The sequence below is a fragment of the Gammaproteobacteria bacterium genome (assembly GCA_024235095.1).
Lineage (GTDB): Bacteria > Pseudomonadota > Gammaproteobacteria > Competibacterales > Competibacteraceae > UBA2383.
This window is the reverse complement of sequence record JACKNC010000003.1, coordinates 320716-336792: the sequence shown is the minus strand read 5'-3', so window position 1 is coordinate 336792 and position 16077 is coordinate 320716. Positions and strand designations below refer to the sequence as shown.

The 16077-nt window shown below is 48.0% G+C and carries 17 protein-coding genes and 2 pseudogenes; 5 read left to right on the top strand and 14 right to left on the bottom strand.

The genetic code is table 11. The features are described from left to right. Positions 1 to 42: 42 nt before the first annotated feature. The 8 genes from H6973_18395 to H6973_18360 all read right to left on the bottom strand — a co-directional run bounded on the left by H6973_18395 (position 43) and on the right by H6973_18360 (position 7269). Positions 43 to 1158 (bottom strand): hypothetical protein, encoded by a 1116-nt coding sequence (locus tag H6973_18395; protein ID MCP5127525.1) that lies wholly within the window; start codon positions 1156 to 1158, stop codon positions 43 to 45. Between the two features lie 92 nt (positions 1159 to 1250). Further along, positions 1251 to 1580: a hypothetical protein gene (locus H6973_18390; protein MCP5127524.1), complete on the bottom strand. Its 330-nt coding sequence runs from the start codon at positions 1578 to 1580 to the stop codon at positions 1251 to 1253. 63 nt (positions 1581 to 1643) lie between these two features. Further along, positions 1644 to 2366: a hypothetical protein gene (locus tag H6973_18385; protein ID MCP5127523.1), complete on the bottom strand. Its 723-nt coding sequence runs from the start codon at positions 2364 to 2366 to the stop codon at positions 1644 to 1646. A gap of 92 nt (positions 2367 to 2458) precedes the next feature. Next, on the bottom strand, positions 2459 to 2788 hold the full coding sequence (locus H6973_18380) for a hypothetical protein (protein ID MCP5127522.1): 330 nt from the start codon (positions 2786 to 2788) through the stop codon (positions 2459 to 2461). Positions 2789 to 3077: 289 nt separating this feature from the next. Then, positions 3078 to 3758, bottom strand: coding sequence for an SOS response-associated peptidase (locus H6973_18375; protein ID MCP5127521.1), 681 nt, complete (start codon positions 3756 to 3758; stop codon positions 3078 to 3080). Between the two features lie 206 nt (positions 3759 to 3964). Next, entirely contained in the window at positions 3965 to 5032 is a 1068-nt protein-coding gene (locus H6973_18370; protein MCP5127520.1) for a ParB/RepB/Spo0J family partition protein, read from the bottom strand. Positions 5033 to 5043: 11 nt separating this feature from the next. After that, entirely contained in the window at positions 5044 to 6258 is a 1215-nt protein-coding gene (locus H6973_18365) for an AAA family ATPase (protein ID MCP5127519.1), read from the bottom strand. A 321-nt stretch (positions 6259 to 6579) separates the two neighbouring features. After that, a complete protein-coding gene (locus H6973_18360) occupies positions 6580 to 7269 on the bottom strand; it encodes a hypothetical protein (GenBank protein MCP5127518.1) in 690 nt (229 codons plus the stop codon). Between the two features lie 73 nt (positions 7270 to 7342). Between H6973_18360 and H6973_18355 the strand changes: the two are divergent. Further along, positions 7343 to 8461 (top strand): annotated as a pseudogene (locus H6973_18355) (IS3 family transposase). On the opposite strand, the gene H6973_18350 reads toward H6973_18355, so the two are convergent. Then, positions 8456 to 8656 carry a hypothetical protein gene (locus tag H6973_18350; GenBank protein MCP5127517.1) on the bottom strand — a complete coding sequence of 67 codons (201 nt, stop codon included), beginning with the start codon at positions 8654 to 8656 and terminating at the stop codon, positions 8456 to 8458. The pseudogene H6973_18355 and the gene H6973_18350 sit on opposite strands and share 6 nt — an antisense overlap. Before the next feature lie 94 nt (positions 8657 to 8750). On the opposite strand from H6973_18350, the pseudogene H6973_18345 reads away from it, so the two are divergent. Then, positions 8751 to 9925, top strand: a pseudogene (locus tag H6973_18345) (IS630 family transposase). Here H6973_18345 and H6973_18340 read toward each other — a convergent pair. Continuing rightward, positions 9914 to 10162 carry a hypothetical protein gene (locus H6973_18340; protein ID MCP5127516.1) on the bottom strand — a complete coding sequence of 83 codons (249 nt, stop codon included), beginning with the start codon at positions 10160 to 10162 and terminating at the stop codon, positions 9914 to 9916. The pseudogene H6973_18345 and the gene H6973_18340 sit on opposite strands and share 12 nt — an antisense overlap. A gap of 444 nt (positions 10163 to 10606) precedes the next feature. Between H6973_18340 and H6973_18335 the strand changes: the two genes are divergently transcribed. Continuing rightward, positions 10607 to 11746, top strand: a complete 1140-nt coding sequence (locus H6973_18335; protein ID MCP5127515.1) for a DUF1016 domain-containing protein — start codon at positions 10607 to 10609, stop codon at positions 11744 to 11746. A gap of 136 nt (positions 11747 to 11882) precedes the next feature. Here H6973_18335 and H6973_18330 read toward each other — a convergent pair whose 3' ends face one another. Continuing rightward, on the bottom strand, positions 11883 to 12452 hold the full coding sequence (locus tag H6973_18330) for a hypothetical protein (GenBank protein MCP5127514.1): 570 nt from the start codon (positions 12450 to 12452) through the stop codon (positions 11883 to 11885). Positions 12453 to 12907: 455 nt separating this feature from the next. Between H6973_18330 and H6973_18325 the strand changes: the two genes are divergently transcribed. Together H6973_18325 and H6973_18320 are read left to right on the top strand one after the other, a co-directional pair. Beyond that, the gene (locus H6973_18325; GenBank protein MCP5127513.1) at positions 12908 to 13255 is read left to right on the top strand and encodes a DUF2958 domain-containing protein; all 348 of its coding nucleotides are present in this window, start codon (positions 12908 to 12910) and stop codon (positions 13253 to 13255) included. A gap of 14 nt (positions 13256 to 13269) precedes the next feature. Further along, a complete protein-coding gene (locus H6973_18320; GenBank protein ID MCP5127512.1) occupies positions 13270 to 13527 on the top strand; it encodes a hypothetical protein in 258 nt (85 codons plus the stop codon). 208 nt (positions 13528 to 13735) lie between these two features. Here H6973_18320 and H6973_18315 read toward each other — a convergent pair whose 3' ends face one another. From H6973_18315 to H6973_18305, 3 genes are all read right to left on the bottom strand, one after another. Beyond that, positions 13736 to 13984, bottom strand: a complete 249-nt coding sequence (locus H6973_18315; GenBank protein ID MCP5127511.1) for a hypothetical protein — start codon at positions 13982 to 13984, stop codon at positions 13736 to 13738. Between the two features lie 3 nt (positions 13985 to 13987). Further along, a complete protein-coding gene (locus H6973_18310; GenBank protein ID MCP5127510.1) occupies positions 13988 to 15103 on the bottom strand; it encodes a hypothetical protein in 1116 nt (371 codons plus the stop codon). Positions 15104 to 15195: 92 nt separating this feature from the next. Continuing rightward, the gene (locus H6973_18305; GenBank protein ID MCP5127509.1) at positions 15196 to 15525 is read right to left on the bottom strand and encodes a hypothetical protein; all 330 of its coding nucleotides are present in this window, start codon (positions 15523 to 15525) and stop codon (positions 15196 to 15198) included. Positions 15526 to 16077: the final 552 nt, after the last annotated feature.

Below are 16077 nucleotides of genomic sequence, written 5' to 3'. Positions count from 1 at the left end.
AAATCACGAATTTTTTCCTCCTGTAAATTTTCCTGTGATGCTCTATGCGTTTGAAACTAACCGCAAGTTTGACGGATCATTCGCGGCTTCTTGAGGAAACCAGACAGAATCCCATTCATTATTGAGTTCGATCACCTTTAAAATGCCTAAACTTCGACTTCCTGCAGGACGCCAACTCATCCCTTTTTTCTTCTGACGACGTCCGATAACTTGATCACAGCCTTTCTCGATAGAACCACTTCCGATGGGTTTGCCTGCAATCTGACGACTTCGATAATCGATAATTTCATGCTGATGTTTTTCAAGATAATTGATCAGTTCAAGATGCTTTTCTGCATTTTTGGGTTGCACCTGCTCGACTAAGTAATTCAAAACCGTGACAACATCACCACGCCAGAGGTGATAGAACATAAACTTTAGATGCTGATTCTTCTCATCCTTATTCAAGGCAATCATACTCATTAAATCACGAATTTTTTTACCAAGATGGTACCAATCCAGGATAATCAGCACGGTGATACCAAATACCGCCCAAAGATGCTCACGAATGATTTTTGCGCCATCTGTAATCGCGATAATCGGCAATGGCTTTTCTTCTTTCCCATAATCTTCAATCACCCGGCTTTTCAGAATATCAGCAACCGGAATGATCGCTTTCCCCTGTCGATCAATCGGTGCGGTCAGGTATTCAAGATCGCCGTCTTTATTTTCAAAGAGAATGACGTCACTCGATACGGCAGACGTCTTCTTCGGTGCGGATTTCTCTGGCACTTCTTCCTTTATAACTGATTGTTTTCTTATACGATTTTCTTTCTGACCACGGACTTGAATGGCATCTTCGAAAATCAGAATTTCCCGACTTTCTGGGTCGTAAATATCAACATCAGGGTCAATGTTGATGACAGAACCACTCGTCTTCGATAAGGTTTCTTCCACTTGCGCGACGCACGCTTGACTGAGCGCTTGCGCCTTTTCAACCACCACATGGTGGATTTTTTGGTCACTGAGTTGTCGGAACCCGGTGACCCTCTCTATTAAATCGGATACATCGATATAGCTTAAGCGATTGCTATAATAAGCGGAGAATTCTTTTAACCGATCACTCACATAATCTTCCTGAAATTGATCCGTCAAATCAAAGTAGGTTCGATGAGGCAAACTAGGGTATTCTCGATCAATAAATCGCTGAAGTCTAAATTCAAAAGGTCCATGAAGCGTCTTAATCTTGATGGGTGTTGTCCCATTGCAAATCAAGTCTTTTTTTTATCCTGAATAAAGATGTTTTGAGCCGCTTCTAACAAATCAGCCTGAAGATCCGGTAGTGCATTTTTCTTAAATTCTTCAACTGCACCTTCAATACAATGCAAGCTTTGATTTCTCCAATCCAAAGAATATGTTCGTGTGGATCGATGATCAATAATACGACCTTCATCATCACGAAGAATCAATTCAACGGTCGGCATGGCGCTTCTCCAGATCAAAGAGGAGGCGTGGTTTTTTACAGAATTTCTGGACGCATCCTCAGCCGCCGCCCGATCGGCAGCCTTCCATGGATTTCGCCCTTTTTCAAAATCAATCAATGCCCTAATAGGCCGGCTCCAAAAGAGTTCTTGAAAAAGCAAAAAGTTAGATATCAGTATACCCTATGGTTTGTCTATCACAGGAAAATTTACAGGACCAATTTTTTTACCAAGATGGTACCAATCCAGGATAATCAGCACGGTGATACCAAATACCGCCCAAAGATGCTCACGAATGATTTTTGCGCCATCTGTAATCGCGATAATCGGCAATGGCTTTTCTTCTTTCCCATAATCTTCAATCACCCGGCTTTTCAGAATATCAGCAACCGGAATGATCGCTTTCCCCTGTCGATCAATCGGTGCGGTCAGGTATTCAAGATCGCCGTCTTTATTTTCAAAGAGAATGACGTCACTCGATACGGCAGACGTCTTCTTCGGTGCGGATTTCTCTGGCACTTCTTCCTTTATAACTGATTGTTTTCTTATACGATTTTCTTTCTGACCACGGACTTGAATGGCATCTTCGAAAATCAGAATTTCCCGACTTTCTGGGTCGTAAATATCAACATCAGGGTCAATGTTGATGACAGAACCACTCGTCTTCGATAAGGTTTCTTCCACTTGCGCGACGCACGCTTGACTGAGCGCTTGCGCCTTTTCAACCACCACATGGTGGATTTTTTGGTCACTGAGTTGTCGGAACCCGGTGACCCTCTCTATTAAATCGGATACATCGATATAGCTTAAGCGATTGCTATAATAAGCGGAGAATTCTTTTAACCGATCACTCACATAATCTTCCTGAAATTGATCCGTCAAATCAAAGTAGGTTCGATGAGGCAAACTAGGGTATTCTCGATCAATAAATCGCTGAAGTCTAAATTCAAAAGGTCCATGAAGCGTCTTAATCTTGATGGGTGTTGTCCCATTGCAAATCAAGTCTTTTTTTTATCCTGAATAAAGATGTTTTGAGCCGCTTCTAACAAATCAGCCTGAAGATCCGGTAGTGCATTTTTCTTAAATTCTTCAACTGCACCTTCAATACAATGCAAGCTTTGATTTCTCCAATCCAAAGAATATGTTCGTGTGGATCGATGATCAATAATACGACCTTCATCATCACGAAGAATCAATTCAACGGTCGGCATGGCGCTTCTCCAGATCAAAGAGGAGGCGTGGTTTTTTACAGAATTTCTGGACGCATCCTCAGCCGCCGCCCGATCGGCAGCCTTCCATGGATTTCGCCCTTTTTCAAAATCAATCAATGCCCTAATAGGCCGGCTCCAAAAGAGTTCTTGAAAAAGCAAAAAGTTAGATATCAGTATACCCTATGGTTTGTCTATCACAGGAAAATTTACAGGACCACATTTGGCAAGAGTTTGGAAGTTGCTCATTAGGATTTATTGAGTACCTTTTAATTGGAGTAGCAGCTATTCTTTTTCCAGAATCTCTTTTAAACGAAGAAGGTGTTAAATAGCTTCTATCAAGATTATGGAAATAGGTTATCAATGCTTGATATCATCAATCGCGCATGCGATGGCGAGGCTCGTCGGCTTAAAGGTTCAAACCGGCATTCAACGGCACCATCAATTCCGGTCCGTCATGGCCGGGCGCGTTGACGGCGGTGCTCACCGGCCAGACCTGCAATCGCGCCACGGGACAAGGAACCAGGAGCGGTTTCAAGATGGCAGGATCAGTAATCGCTGGATCCAGCCAGCGGGCTTCGTCCTCGGGCGCGAGAATCACCGGCATCCGGTCATGAATCGGGGCCATCAGCGCATTGGCCTGGGTCACCAGAATCGTGCAGGACTCCAACACTTGCCCCTCCCGTTCCCAATGTTCCCATAACCCGGCAAAAGCCAGCGGCGCACCGTCCGCTGGAGCCATGCAATACGGCTGTTTACGCGACCCCTCTTTGCGCCATTCATAGAACCCATCTGCAGGGATCAGACAGCGGCGTTGCCGAAATGCCTGACGATAGGTCGGCTTGTCGGTCACCGTCTCAGCGCGGGCGTTGATAGTGCTGTACGTCGTGCGCGGTTCCGACGACCAGGCCGGCACCAAGCCCCAACGCAACGCCACGGCTTCCCGTTGGCCCAGTTCCGTCATGCGAATGGCCAGGACGGACTGACTCGGCGCGACGTTATAACGGGGCATCAGGGCCGGGATCGTCGGCAGATGGAACCGTTCAGCCAGCCGATCGCCGGATGTGCATTGAATGAACCGGCCACACATTAAGGGTTGATCTCTCCGCAGTCAGGAATCCACGGGGGGTAGCACAACATGTAAGAGGCGTAGCCGCAATCGTCCACATAACGCGCCATGAGACTGCGGCCTCCATTTTCCGCACGGAAAATCCCATCAGTCACCGCAGTCTCCATTTTCCGCACGGAAAATCCCATCAGTCACCGCAGTCTCCATTTTCCGCACGGAAAATCCCATCAGTCATCTTGAGGAGACTCTGCCTCGACCATTGCCCGCAAACGTTCGAGAAATTCCTCATTTTCCAGCAGCCATCGAGAAGGACCTGCAAACGATACCGATGCCTGCCGTTGAGAAATATTGACCTTGAACAACGGCTTCCCCGACGACGAAACAAAATTGCGGGGTTCCGATTTAACTCTTGGCGGAGTTTCATCCGCTCCATTGGCTGTCGGACGAGGCAACCATCGCTCAAGTTGGCTGGGATCAACCGCCAGTTCCTCCAGTTGTCGTCCGGCAATGTCGCCCGATTCAATCTGGGGTAACAACAGCATCACTTGATCCTCAAAACCCTTTGCACACAGACTGCCCAGCAGATAACCAGTCGTCAGAGGGAGAGCAGTGATGTCCCGGCAGGCCATCACCACCTCGGCGGGCAATTTGGCAAACCCCAGATATTTGGAGAGCTGCGCATGACTCAAACCCATTGCCTCAGCCAGTTCGCCCTTGGAGTTAAACAAGTTCTCGTCCAGGACGCGCTGATACCGTTTGGCTTGGGTGTAATCGGAAAGCCCACGCCGCAAATCGTTCTCAACGACCATGATCGAAAATGCCTCTCGATCACCAAGGTCCGGGCGGATATCCACTAATAGCTGCCGCTGGGCTTGCAAGGCAGCTTTCCAGCGCACATAACCGGCAATAATTTCATAGCGGATTGCTGGCTGTTCAGGATCTCGAACCGGACGCACAATAGCGGGAGCGACTTGCCCATCCCGCTCCAGGGATTGCGCCAACTCATCCAAATGAGGCGTTTCCGAATCGGGCCGGTCGGCCCAACGCCAAGGTCGGCAGACTTCAGGATCAACGAAACGTTGCCCTTTGGTGGGATAGAGCGTTGGACGCTCAAGGGGATCGGTCGTTACCGGATCCATGACAACCGTTTCACGTGAAACGGTTGCATCGGTATCGGCGGCGCGTTCCATGTTCTGGAGCGCCTTAACCATGGCGGATTGTCGATTACGCCCTAACCTGCCCACCGCGCCGGCCTCGGCATTATCGCGGCGACGTTGGTCTTTGATCTCGTTCATAAGCGACCTGGTTAACCCGTAGCGTCAGAGGAACCGACGTCCTTCGCAGGTAATTCTTCGGTCTGCTGTTCCCAAACCTGGCGAAAAAGATCAATGACTTCACCATTCAACGCATTGAGATAACTCAAAGCGCGTTGATAGGCTTCATAAGAGCCCTTGGGTTGCTGAATCTCGTAAACTGAACTGAGATCCGCCGCGGATCGTTCGATCTCCACGCTTAATGGCATGACGTGTTCCAACACATAATCCTTTAAGAGCATACGTAAAGCGGCTTCGGTATTCTTGGCTTCGCCCGAGCCGCTATGCAGAGTCAGCAATACCCGAAAGAAATCCAGCGGTCGCGAGAAACGTGGATCACGTTTCAAGGCGCTCATAGTCTGGGCATAGAGAACGGCGGACCCGAAATCAACGGCTCGTGGAGGAATCGGCAGCAGCATGGCGTTGGCCGCCGCGACGGCGTTCAGCGTTAACGATCCCATATTGGGAGGACAATCGACGATGATGACATCAAAATCGCCCTCTACCTGGCAAAGTCCGTAATCCAGCCGCTGAAATGCCAGCAGATCAAGAAACTCTTCCTGATTCTCCCGATGGTCAAGCAGTCTAATTTCCGCATCCTGTAAGCCAAGATTGGCCGGAATTAACCAAAGTCCCGGGAAATAAGTTTCCCGGATTACGCTGCGGATATCCGATGGATCATAAACGAGAACATCCGCCAAGGTGTCCTCGCGCTGGATATCAATGTCCGGCAGGATGCCATGCAGCATGGTCAAGGACGCTTGTGGATCCAAATCAATCAGGAGAACGCGCAAGCCGTCCAATGCACAACGATGGGCAAGATGCGTTGCGGTTGTCGTTTTGGCCGAGCCCCCCTTAAAAAAGGCGACCGCGCAACGAATAGCGCGACTGCCTGTTGGGCGCAAACGACGGATGCCGAGTCGATCGCGGTAATCGTTGATCCGCTCAAGATTGTAAGAGCGTTGGCCGCGCTCATCCTTGGGAGGAATGCCAAACGGAGGTCGTCGGGCGCTGCCTTCGGTTTCAAGCCGCCGAATGTACTGGGGAGTGAATCCCAGCATGGCGGCGGCTTCCCGGATAGGAAATCGTTTCAGCGATTTATTCAAATGAGGCTGAGTAGCGATGCTACGCAGTTCTTCAAGTAAGTGGCTACCTGCTCGAGCGAAGTTCTCCAGGAAGATAGCAGGTTCATTAATCCCAATGGTCATATCAATCCCCTTGTTGCGCCTTTATTATGCAATAACCTTTCAAATGCGCAACAGTGTTCCTGTGAAGAAAATACGTTGTCTCGCTCAGAGACAACGACGGTTTCCGACCATGCCGACCTTTACGACCTTTTCCCGGAAAGTCCCTATGGGGGTTTCTCGTATACCGAATTTCCGGCAAAAGGTCGTAAAGGTCGTAAAGGTCGGCATCGTGGAGGTCCAGTAAATCGATACTGGTGCATTTGATGGGGTTAGCTCCCTTGACTTTTCAACAACAACTTTCTATTTAAGTCATTGTATTTATGATATTTATCAAGGAAGCTTTTAGAACTGAGGTTCGGTAGGATCGGCATCGTGTTTGTCCAACAAACCTATGCCGATACGTTTGACGGGCTTGGTTCCATCGGCTCTCCAACCTTTGGCGGTCAGGTATCGGCCAAATTTATGCTGACTTTGCTCGCGCTGGCTGTTTTCGGCGCACCACGTTTTGTAGGCGTTCCATAAATCATTAGCGCGCACTTCAGCAGATTTGTGGATAACACAACATTCCTGGATGAAAGGACCGAAGATGTCCATTTCATCACGATAAGCCTGTGTTGCCGCCTGAACCTTGACCGGGGGTTGCAGTCCATGTCGCTGCCAGTCCAGACAACCCTGGATCGCCCAATTCAGGATGCCTGGCAGTTCCGCCTCCAGTCGATCAGGCAGGTTGAGATCTTCACGACCTTTGAAGCTCACCTCGAAAGGCACCAGGCGTACCCGTGACCAAATCGCATCATCGGTGCCGCGAATTTCCGGTTTGTGGTTACCGTACATCCACGGTTTGAACTGTGGTTTGAAGGTGAAGGCTTCCTGATAGAGACGGCGCCCTTCAATAGTGTCACCACCGGTGATGTCTTTAATCAACTGTTCGTTCAATCGATGTTCTTCATCGACTTCACTGGTGCAGACGAAGCGCGGGCCGGCCAGCGTCGCCGCCTTGCGCTGATTGTCTTCCGGGTTTTTGGATTTCATGAAAGTTATGATGCTCCCCATATTTTAGACCAGGCTCTAAGAGAGAAGGCAACAGCGAAAGGCAAGGTGAAATATGGCAGGAGTGCGCAAAAGGCATACGGTTGAGTTCAAGACCAAAGGGGCCTTGGAGGCGATTCGTCAACAGAAAACCAGCAATCAGCTGACGGCAGAGTATGGTATTCACGCCACTCAGATCAACGCCTGGAAGAAACAGGCCCTGGCGGCGATTCCAGAAGCGTTCTCGGGTAAACCAGCGCGGGTACAGGAGACGCAACAGGGGCAAATCGATGAATTGCACCGGCAGATTGGACAACTGATTGCCGAGCGGGACTGGCTGAAAAAAAAGTCCTCAGCCCTGCATTAGAGGTCAGGAAGATGCTGATTGAACCCCACAACTCCACCTTCAGTCTCCGGAAACAATGCGAACTACTGGGCCTGAATCGTTCCAGCTTGTACTATCAGCCCGTCGGTGAGCGCGCGGAAAACCTGAACCTGATGCGCCTCCTGGATGAGCAGTATACGCGAACGCCCTACTACGGTGTTCTGCGCATGGTTGCTTACTTGCGCAGTCTCGGACATCTCGTCAACGTCAAGCGGGTTCGACGGTTGTTGCGCATCATGGGACTGGACGCGGTGTACCAGAAACCCAATACCAGTCAACCGAACGTGGAGAATCCCATCTATCCCTACCGGTTGCGGGGCCTGTCCATTGAGCGCTGTGACCAAGTATGGAGTACGGATATTACCTATGTCCGACTGGCCTCCGGCTTTGTTTACCTGATGGCGGTCATGGATTGGTACAGCCGCTATGTGTTGGGTTGGGCGATCAGCACCACCCTGGATGCGGACTTTTGCATCGAGGCCGTTGATCGGATTCACGACACCGCGCTTTACCCAGCCACTCCTGGACAAAGGTATCCAGGTCAGTATGGATGGACGAGGACGGGCCTTGGACAACATTTTTGTGGAACGACTTTGGCGAACAGTCAAGTATGAATACGTCTACTTACAGGAAATCCAGAGCGTTCATGAAGTCCGGTTAGGGCTGCAAGACTTCTTCCACTTCTATAACCACAAACGTTTCCATCAATCATTGGACTACCGGACACCCGCTCAGGTGTATCTGGGATCGTTGCAGGACAATGGTGACAGGATACGTGTTTATCAACCCGCCTCTCTCTTAATTTCATAGAATTTTGGTCTTGACAAGGGGGAGTATCTTACTTTTCTTTGGTTTAACATCACCTGTTTGCAAATACTGACGAATCCAACGATTCAGGGTGTCCATCCCGATTTTGAATAAGGTAATTATGTCAATTTTCGACGTACCATTCAAATAATTCTGTATCACTCTTGTTCTTAAATCTTCACTATATGGCTTGGACATTGAGATACTCCTTAGTTTGTCTAGTGGGCTGACACAGAAGTTTTGACAGGTAGCGGTGGGTGCCCTATGGTTGAGATCAACAGGAGGAATCACCATGGCCCACAAGTATCTGGTTGATCTAACTGAAGAGGAGCGGGAAGACCTGCTGAAGGTCATTCATAAAGGCAAGGCAGCGGCGCGCAAGGTTGCCCGTGCCCATGTGTTGCTGCAGGCTGCGGAAGGGGCGACGGATGAGGCCATTGCCCAAAGCCTTCACTTGGGGATTTCGACCGTTCATCGTACCCGTCAACGGTTTGTCGACGAAGGGTTGCTGGCGGCGTTAAGCGAGCGGCCACGAGTCGGTTTGCCCCCGGCCTTGACCGGCAAACAGGCCGCCTTTCTGGTCGCCTTGGCCTGTAGTACCCCGCCCGCTGGCCGTTGTCAGTGGACTCTCCAATTGTTAGCGGACCGCTTCATGGAACTCCGGCCCATCGAAGCCATTTCCCGTGAGAGTGTGCGGCGCATCCTTAAAAAAACGACCTCAAACCCTGGCAACGTCAAGAATGGTGTATTCCCAGTGTCAGTCCCGATTATGTTTGGCATATGGAGGATGTGTTGGACCTGTACGCCGAACCCGATGATCCTCAATACCCCCAAGTGTGCTTCGATGAAAGTCCGGTGCAATTGACCAGCGAAACCCGCTGTCCTCAACCCGCCCGCCCGGGTCAACCGGCGCGCTATGACTGTGAATACAAACGCGAAGGCACCGCCAATTTATTTCTATTCGTACAACCCTTGCGCGGGTGGCGTCATGTTAATGTCACGAAACAGCGCACCAAACGCGATTTTGCCCAGCAAATGCAGCAACTCGTTGATGTGTACTTTCCGAAGGCGGAGCGAATCCGGTTGGTCGTGGATAACCTCAATACCCACACTCCTGCGGCCTTGTATAGTGTCTTTTCTCCAGAGGAAGCCCGCCGGATCACCCGCAAGCTCGAATTTCATTACACCCCCAAGCATGGCAGTTGGCTCAATATGGCGGAATGTGAGTTCGCTGTTCTCGCCGGCCAGTGTTTGAATCGCCGCATTGCGAACCTCGAAACTTTGCGGAAGGAAATCGCCGCTTGGCAAGGCCCACGCAACCTACGTCAGACCAAAATCCACTGGCAGTTCGGCACCGACTTGGCCCGGGTCAAACTCAAGCGCCTCTATCCTCCCTTGAAATCTTCTGAAACCCCGGTGGACCTAGAAACCTCTGAACCTGTCAAAACTTCTGTGTCAGCCCACTAGTTGCGCCTTGACTTCTTCTATGGTCTTGCCCGGAGGCTTGAGGAGGTCAAACTGTCGGTATTGCTCCAGGGCGGCAAGTTCGAGCTTGAGTTGTCGGCGTTCCAAGGCCACGCGCGCGGCGCGTTTGGCTTGGAGGGGATCGGCCCAGAGGAGGGTGAAGAAACCCCGGTCTTCGACACGATGATAGAGTTCGGCCTCTTCAAGACCGGTGAGTAGCGGTTTAGCGGCAGGCAACATATTCAGCCTCCTGCCCTTGAATCCAGACCGGAGACTGGCTACTCTTAAGAGTGCCGAAACCGCCCGCGTTAAGCGAACTCGGTACAGTGCCTCGTAACCTTGCGCCGACCAAAGCATTCGGGTTACGGGGCGCTGGCACTTTTGCGCCCATGATTTTGGTTGTCCTTTTTTATGCTGGAATATGCGTTACAGCATAGTGGCTGTTTTGACAGTCTGCCACTTTCTTACAGCATAACTTTCGCTTTCCCCTTCCCCCAGCAGCAGATTGGCCTCAATGCCGTCAGAATTCCCTAGTACGTTCGCACTTGGGAGATTCCTTATCCCCTACCTTGAATATGGAATGTCCCTGTTAATGGGATGGATGATGATAGTTATTTGAATCATCAAGATTTCTTGGAATGCCTTGATTGAAAACATTCCTCAAATCACATACAACAGTTCCCTATGGAACAAGACATTATCAAAACAGATGAATATCGTCTCTGGATTGCCAACCTAAAAAGCCGCATTCAAACGGCCCAGATTAAAGCAGCCGTTACGGTTAATACACAGCTTATTGGGCTGTATTGGGATATCGGCCAACAGATTGCTGAGAAACAGCAGGCTAGCGGTTGGGGGGATGCGGTTATCACGCAGATTGCTCAGGATTTAAGCCGAGAATTTCAGACAATGAAGGGGTTTTCCCGCGCTAATCTCTATCGCATGAAGCGGTTTTATGGCTTTTACGCAAGAATAGACGAGGGTTTATCCAAAGAAATGCCGCAAACCCAAGGAGAGATTGAATTTGTCGCACAGCTTGTGCGACAAATTCCTTGGGGTCACAATATCATTGTTTTTCAGAAAATTAAGGATAGAGATAAGGCCCTGTGGTATGTCAGGAAAACCATAGAAAACGGCTGGTCTCGGAGTGTTTTAGATCACCAAATCGGAAGTCAGCTTTATGAGCGACAGGTCGAAAAACCCCGAATTGATAATTTCATCGAGCGCTTACCTGCTCCACAATCGGACTTAGCCCGAGAAACGCTCAAAGATCCCTATCTCTTCGATTTTCTCAGTGTTGGGGATGATGCCCATGAACGGGAAGTAGAAACTGCACTGGTGGAGCGGATTACCCGCTTTATGCTGGAGCTGGGCAAAGGTTTTGCCTTTGTAGGGAGACAATACCATCTAGAGGTTGGTGGAGAGGATTTTTATATCGATTTACTGTTCTACCATCTACGGCTTCATTGCTATGTCGCCATTGAGCTTAAAAATAGCCATTTTAAGCCGGAATATACCGGTAAGCTTAATTTCTATCTCACCGCCTTAGATGAACTCGTTAAGATGAAAGAAGATGGCCCCTCTATCGGGATTATTCTATGCCAGGACCGAAATAACATTGTAGCGGAATATGCCCTACGGGATATGAATAAGCCGATTGGAATTTCGCGCTACGAACTAGCCGGGACCTTACCCAAGGAGCTTGAGGGTAGCTTTCCTACCTTGGAGGAGGTCCAGGCCGAGCTAGGGCAGATAACCACCTCTCTAGAGGAGCTAGAGGCTGTGGAAGAGGGAAAACCAAAGCAGCCGCACAAGAAACGGTAGGGTCTACTTTAGCGTAAACGATCGTACTCGTTTGTTTCTTGAACAAGATACTATATTAACGTTTTAATAACGTTAATATAACGTTATTTCGACTTGTGTTATCCCTTGTCATTAAGCGACAGATTTTCATTTGCAATCAACTAGTCGGCATTCCTGCAAGGAGCCATTCTGGTCCGAACATATGCTTGCTGGTACCTTCTGGAACACCTTTTGGTAAGGCCCATTTGGGGGGCGGATCGGTCCCGTAGACCACCTCCCATTGGGCATCCTTCCACTGGATAGGGTGGACTTTCTTCTTTGCTATCGGGTTGTATTTAGACGCCTCATACGCTCTTTTTGGCTGTAGCGGTGCGCCCAGCACGACAATCAAATCAATGCGGTGCAAGGCGTCAGGATCGTGCGATGCCAAACGATCCAGAATGTGCCGTAAATTGTAGCCGCCGCCTGAAAAGCCATAGAACGCACAAACCGCCGGGTCTTCAAAGAACTTTTTCAGTGCTGCTTTGGCTTGTGGACTCTGCTGGTTTTGGGGCTGGCCGGGGACATCCAGGACAATGGCGTCATAGCCTCTGCGCCTTGCATATTCACTGGCCGCTGATACATGGAGTGCGCCCACCGGCCAGGCGATCTTTTTCCCCTGTTCATCGGGGTATGATCCCGCCGGGGCCGAATTACCCCGTAAGATCAACATTTTTGGTCGCGACACGGAGAGCTCCTTTGGCAAAAAGACGCCGGTATTCCTGGGTAATGGGTGACTTACTGATTAAGTAGAAGCTAATTCACAAGAGGTAAGACATCGTCTTTAGCAGTAGGTAGCACCTCAGTTTGAAAATAAATTCCTAGGAAAGCCCTTTTAAGCACCATCTTTTAAGGGGGGAAAGCCTTCCCCCTGATCTCAACCAGCAAGCTGTTTTCGACACACCCCCTTCTACGGGGACACCCCGTAACGCCCCGCAGCTAAGGGGCCTTGCCCCTGGCGCACGCAAGGCGCTCCAGTAGGAGTCTCCCCAACTTTCCTCCGCAAAGCTCCGTACAAGTTGGGTGATCCCCCTCTCCTACTTCCGGCCTTGCGTTTGCCTCCCCAGTCTTCGCCAGACGGTCAGGAGTCATTCATTGGAAATGACTCCAATTAAAATAATAAACAACAACCTATGGAGGTATATGAAACCGCTGATAACAGAAGAACAAAAAGAAAAAATGATTCAAAACGGCAGACAAACCAAACAGGACCGTATCGGGAACCATTGGCCAGTTGTGAAACTGTTCACCCCAGATGCGGGTTGTACTTGGTTACTTTCAGAGCTTGACCCGGATGAACCCGATATTGCTTTTGGGCTTTGTGACTTGGGTTTGGGATTTCCTGAACTTGGTTATGTGTGCATTTCGGAAATTCTCAGTGTACGCGGTCATTTTGGGTTACCTGTGGAACGCGATAGGCATTTTAAGGCCACTAAAAGTATCTGTGAATATGCAGAAGATGCTCGTGCAGCGCAAAGAATTACAGTTTAATAAGGGATAGAATAATGAATAAAGCAGAAACTATAGAAATCGGGATAAACTACGCAGGTGATTTAGTGAATTTCAGTGCTGACCTACACTGTCTCATTTGTTGTCATGGCTGGCCACTTGATAATCTGAGCATCGATGAAGTTCATAAGATATCATCAGAGGTTTGCAAAGAAGCTAAGCTATTAGCGGATAGCCTGTCTTTTGTTGCTGGAGTTGTCTATATCAATGCAATTGCTAACTCCATGCTTAATAGGCATGCTCAATTAGAATAATTTTATATAGGGGAAGTTAGACGCTTCCCCTTTTTCGCGGGAAGTAGCCACGCCTTCCTTAGCGTGACAGTCATTGGCTGGAGGTTGCAACAGTCCCCTCACCTTTCTTGGAATTTCTTGATGCTCAATTTACGATTAGGTTATTTAATGTGGAAATCATCATCGTTTTAACCGGAAAGCGCCAAAGCTACTTTTGGCGCTTTCGGTATTACATCAACCCATTTTCTGATAGTGAAGTACAGTCCTCTCCCACAATAATATGATCGAGTAATCGCACTTCAACCAAAGCTAAGGCTTCCCTAAGACGATATGTCAGATTTTTGTCTGCTTGACTTGGTTCGGAAGACCCAGACGGATGATTATGCGCGATGATTTTTCCAGCAGCAGCAAGTACCTCTTCTGGGCTTGCAACGCGATAATCACCCAGTAAATCTCCTCCTGTAAATTTTCCTGTGATGCTCTATGCGTTTGAAACTAACCGCAAGTTTGACGGATCATTCGCGGCTTCTTGAGGAAACCAGACAGAATCCCATTCATTATTGAGTTCGATCACCTTTAAAATGCCTAAACTTCGACTTCCTGCAGGACGCCAACTCATCCCTTTTTTCTTCTGACGACGTCCGATAACTTGATCACAGCCTTTCTCGATAGAACCACTTCCGATGGGTTTGCCTGCAATCTGACGACTTCGATAATCGATAATTTCATGCTGATGTTTTTCAAGATAATTGATCAGTTCAAGATGCTTTTCTGCATTTTTGGGTTGCACCTGCTCGACTAAGTAATTCAAAACCGTGACAACATCACCACGCCAGAGGTGATAGAACATAAACTTTAGATGCTGATTCTTCTCATCCTTATTCAAGGCAATCATACTCATTAAATCACGAATTTTTTTACCAAGATGGTACCAATCCAGGATAATCAGCACGGTGATACCAAATACCGCCCAAAGATGCTCACGAATGATTTTTGCGCCATCTGTAATCGCGATAATCGGCAATGGCTTTTCTTCTTTCCCATAATCTTCAATCACCCGGCTTTTCAGAATATCAGCAACCGGAATGATCGCTTTCCCCTGTCGATCAATCGGTGCGGTCAGGTATTCAAGATCGCCGTCTTTATTTTCAAAGAGAATGACGTCACTCGATACGGCAGACGTCTTCTTCGGTGCGGATTTCTCTGGCACTTCTTCCTTTATAACTGATTGTTTTCTTATACGATTTTCTTTCTGACCACGGACTTGAATGGCATCTTCGAAAATCAGAATTTCCCGACTTTCTGGGTCGTAAATATCAACATCAGGGTCAATGTTGATGACAGAACCACTCGTCTTCGATAAGGTTTCTTCCACTTGCGCGACGCACGCTTGACTGAGCGCTTGCGCCTTTTCAACCACCACATGGTGGATTTTTTGGTCACTGAGTTGTCGGAACCCGGTGACCCTCTCTATTAAATCGGATACATCGATATAGCTTAAGCGATTGCTATAATAAGCGGAGAATTCTTTTAACCGATCACTCACATAATCTTCCTGAAATTGATCCGTCAAATCAAAGTAGGTTCGATGAGGCAAACTAGGGTATTCTCGATCAATAAATCGCTGAAGTCTAAATTCAAAAGGTCCATGAAGCGTCTTAATCTTGATGGGTGTTGTCCCATTGCAAATCAAGTCTTTTTTTTATCCTGAATAAAGATGTTTTGAGCCGCTTCTAACAAATCAGCCTGAAGATCCGGTAGTGCATTTTTCTTAAATTCTTCAACTGCACCTTCAATACAATGCAAGCTTTGATTTCTCCAATCCAAAGAATATGTTCGTGTGGATCGATGATCAATAATACGACCTTCATCATCACGAAGAATCAATTCAACGGTCGGCATGGCGCTTCTCCAGATCAAAGAGGAGGCGTGGTTTTTTACAGAATTTCTGGACGCATCCTCAGCCGCCGCCCGATCGGCAGCCTTCCATGGATTTCGCCCTTTTTCAAAATCAATCAATGCCCTAATAGGCCGGCTCCAAAAGAGTTCTTGAAAAAGCAAAAAGTTAGATATCAGTATACCCTATGGTTTGTCTATCACAGGAAAATTTACAGGACCGTAAATCTTGAACCGTTAGTTTCATGTCAATGGTCTCCTCCGGCTGAAAATAGCAGAGAACAAGGCAAACTTGTTATCTATTGTTCCCAGTCATAGGAAAATCATCGCACATGATGAGAAATAACCCTTTTTGAATACCTTTTAACCATACTGATTTCCTGCTGGCATTTATCCAATATCAGCAAGGTTCTTTCAACAGAATTCGCTAAATAACGTTATGTTAAAGTTATTTAGATATTATAATGAAGTTAATTAGAGTGTATTTTGATACTTTTATGGAGTTATAGAGATATTAAACAAGTCTAAACTCAATACGCTTTCCTAAAGCCCGCGCCACGCTTGCTAACGTTCCCAATGTATTGGTAATTATGGATAATAAAGTATTTATGCTTTATAAATATAAAGCATTTGTTATTTACTATATTTATATAATATATTGTTATTATTAGTTAA

Coding starts and splice junctions, on each gene's coding strand:
- H6973_18375 (MCP5127521.1), bottom strand. CDS start 3,758: ATGTGTGGCCGGTTCATTCAATGCACATCCGGCGATCGGCTGGCTGAA.
- H6973_18370 (MCP5127520.1), bottom strand. CDS start 5,032: ATGAACGAGATCAAAGACCAACGTCGCCGCGATAATGCCGAGGCCGGC.
- H6973_18365 (MCP5127519.1), bottom strand. CDS start 6,258: ATGACCATTGGGATTAATGAACCTGCTATCTTCCTGGAGAACTTCGCT.
- H6973_18360 (MCP5127518.1), bottom strand. CDS start 7,269: ATGAAATCCAAAAACCCGGAAGACAATCAGCGCAAGGCGGCGACGCTG.
- H6973_18350 (MCP5127517.1), bottom strand. CDS start 8,656: ATGTCCAAGCCATATAGTGAAGATTTAAGAACAAGAGTGATACAGAAT.
- H6973_18340 (MCP5127516.1), bottom strand. CDS start 10,162: ATGTTGCCTGCCGCTAAACCGCTACTCACCGGTCTTGAAGAGGCCGAA.
- H6973_18335 (MCP5127515.1), top strand. CDS start 10,607: ATGGAACAAGACATTATCAAAACAGATGAATATCGTCTCTGGATTGCC.
- H6973_18325 (MCP5127513.1), top strand. CDS start 12,908: ATGAAACCGCTGATAACAGAAGAACAAAAAGAAAAAATGATTCAAAAC.
- H6973_18320 (MCP5127512.1), top strand. CDS start 13,270: ATGAATAAAGCAGAAACTATAGAAATCGGGATAAACTACGCAGGTGAT.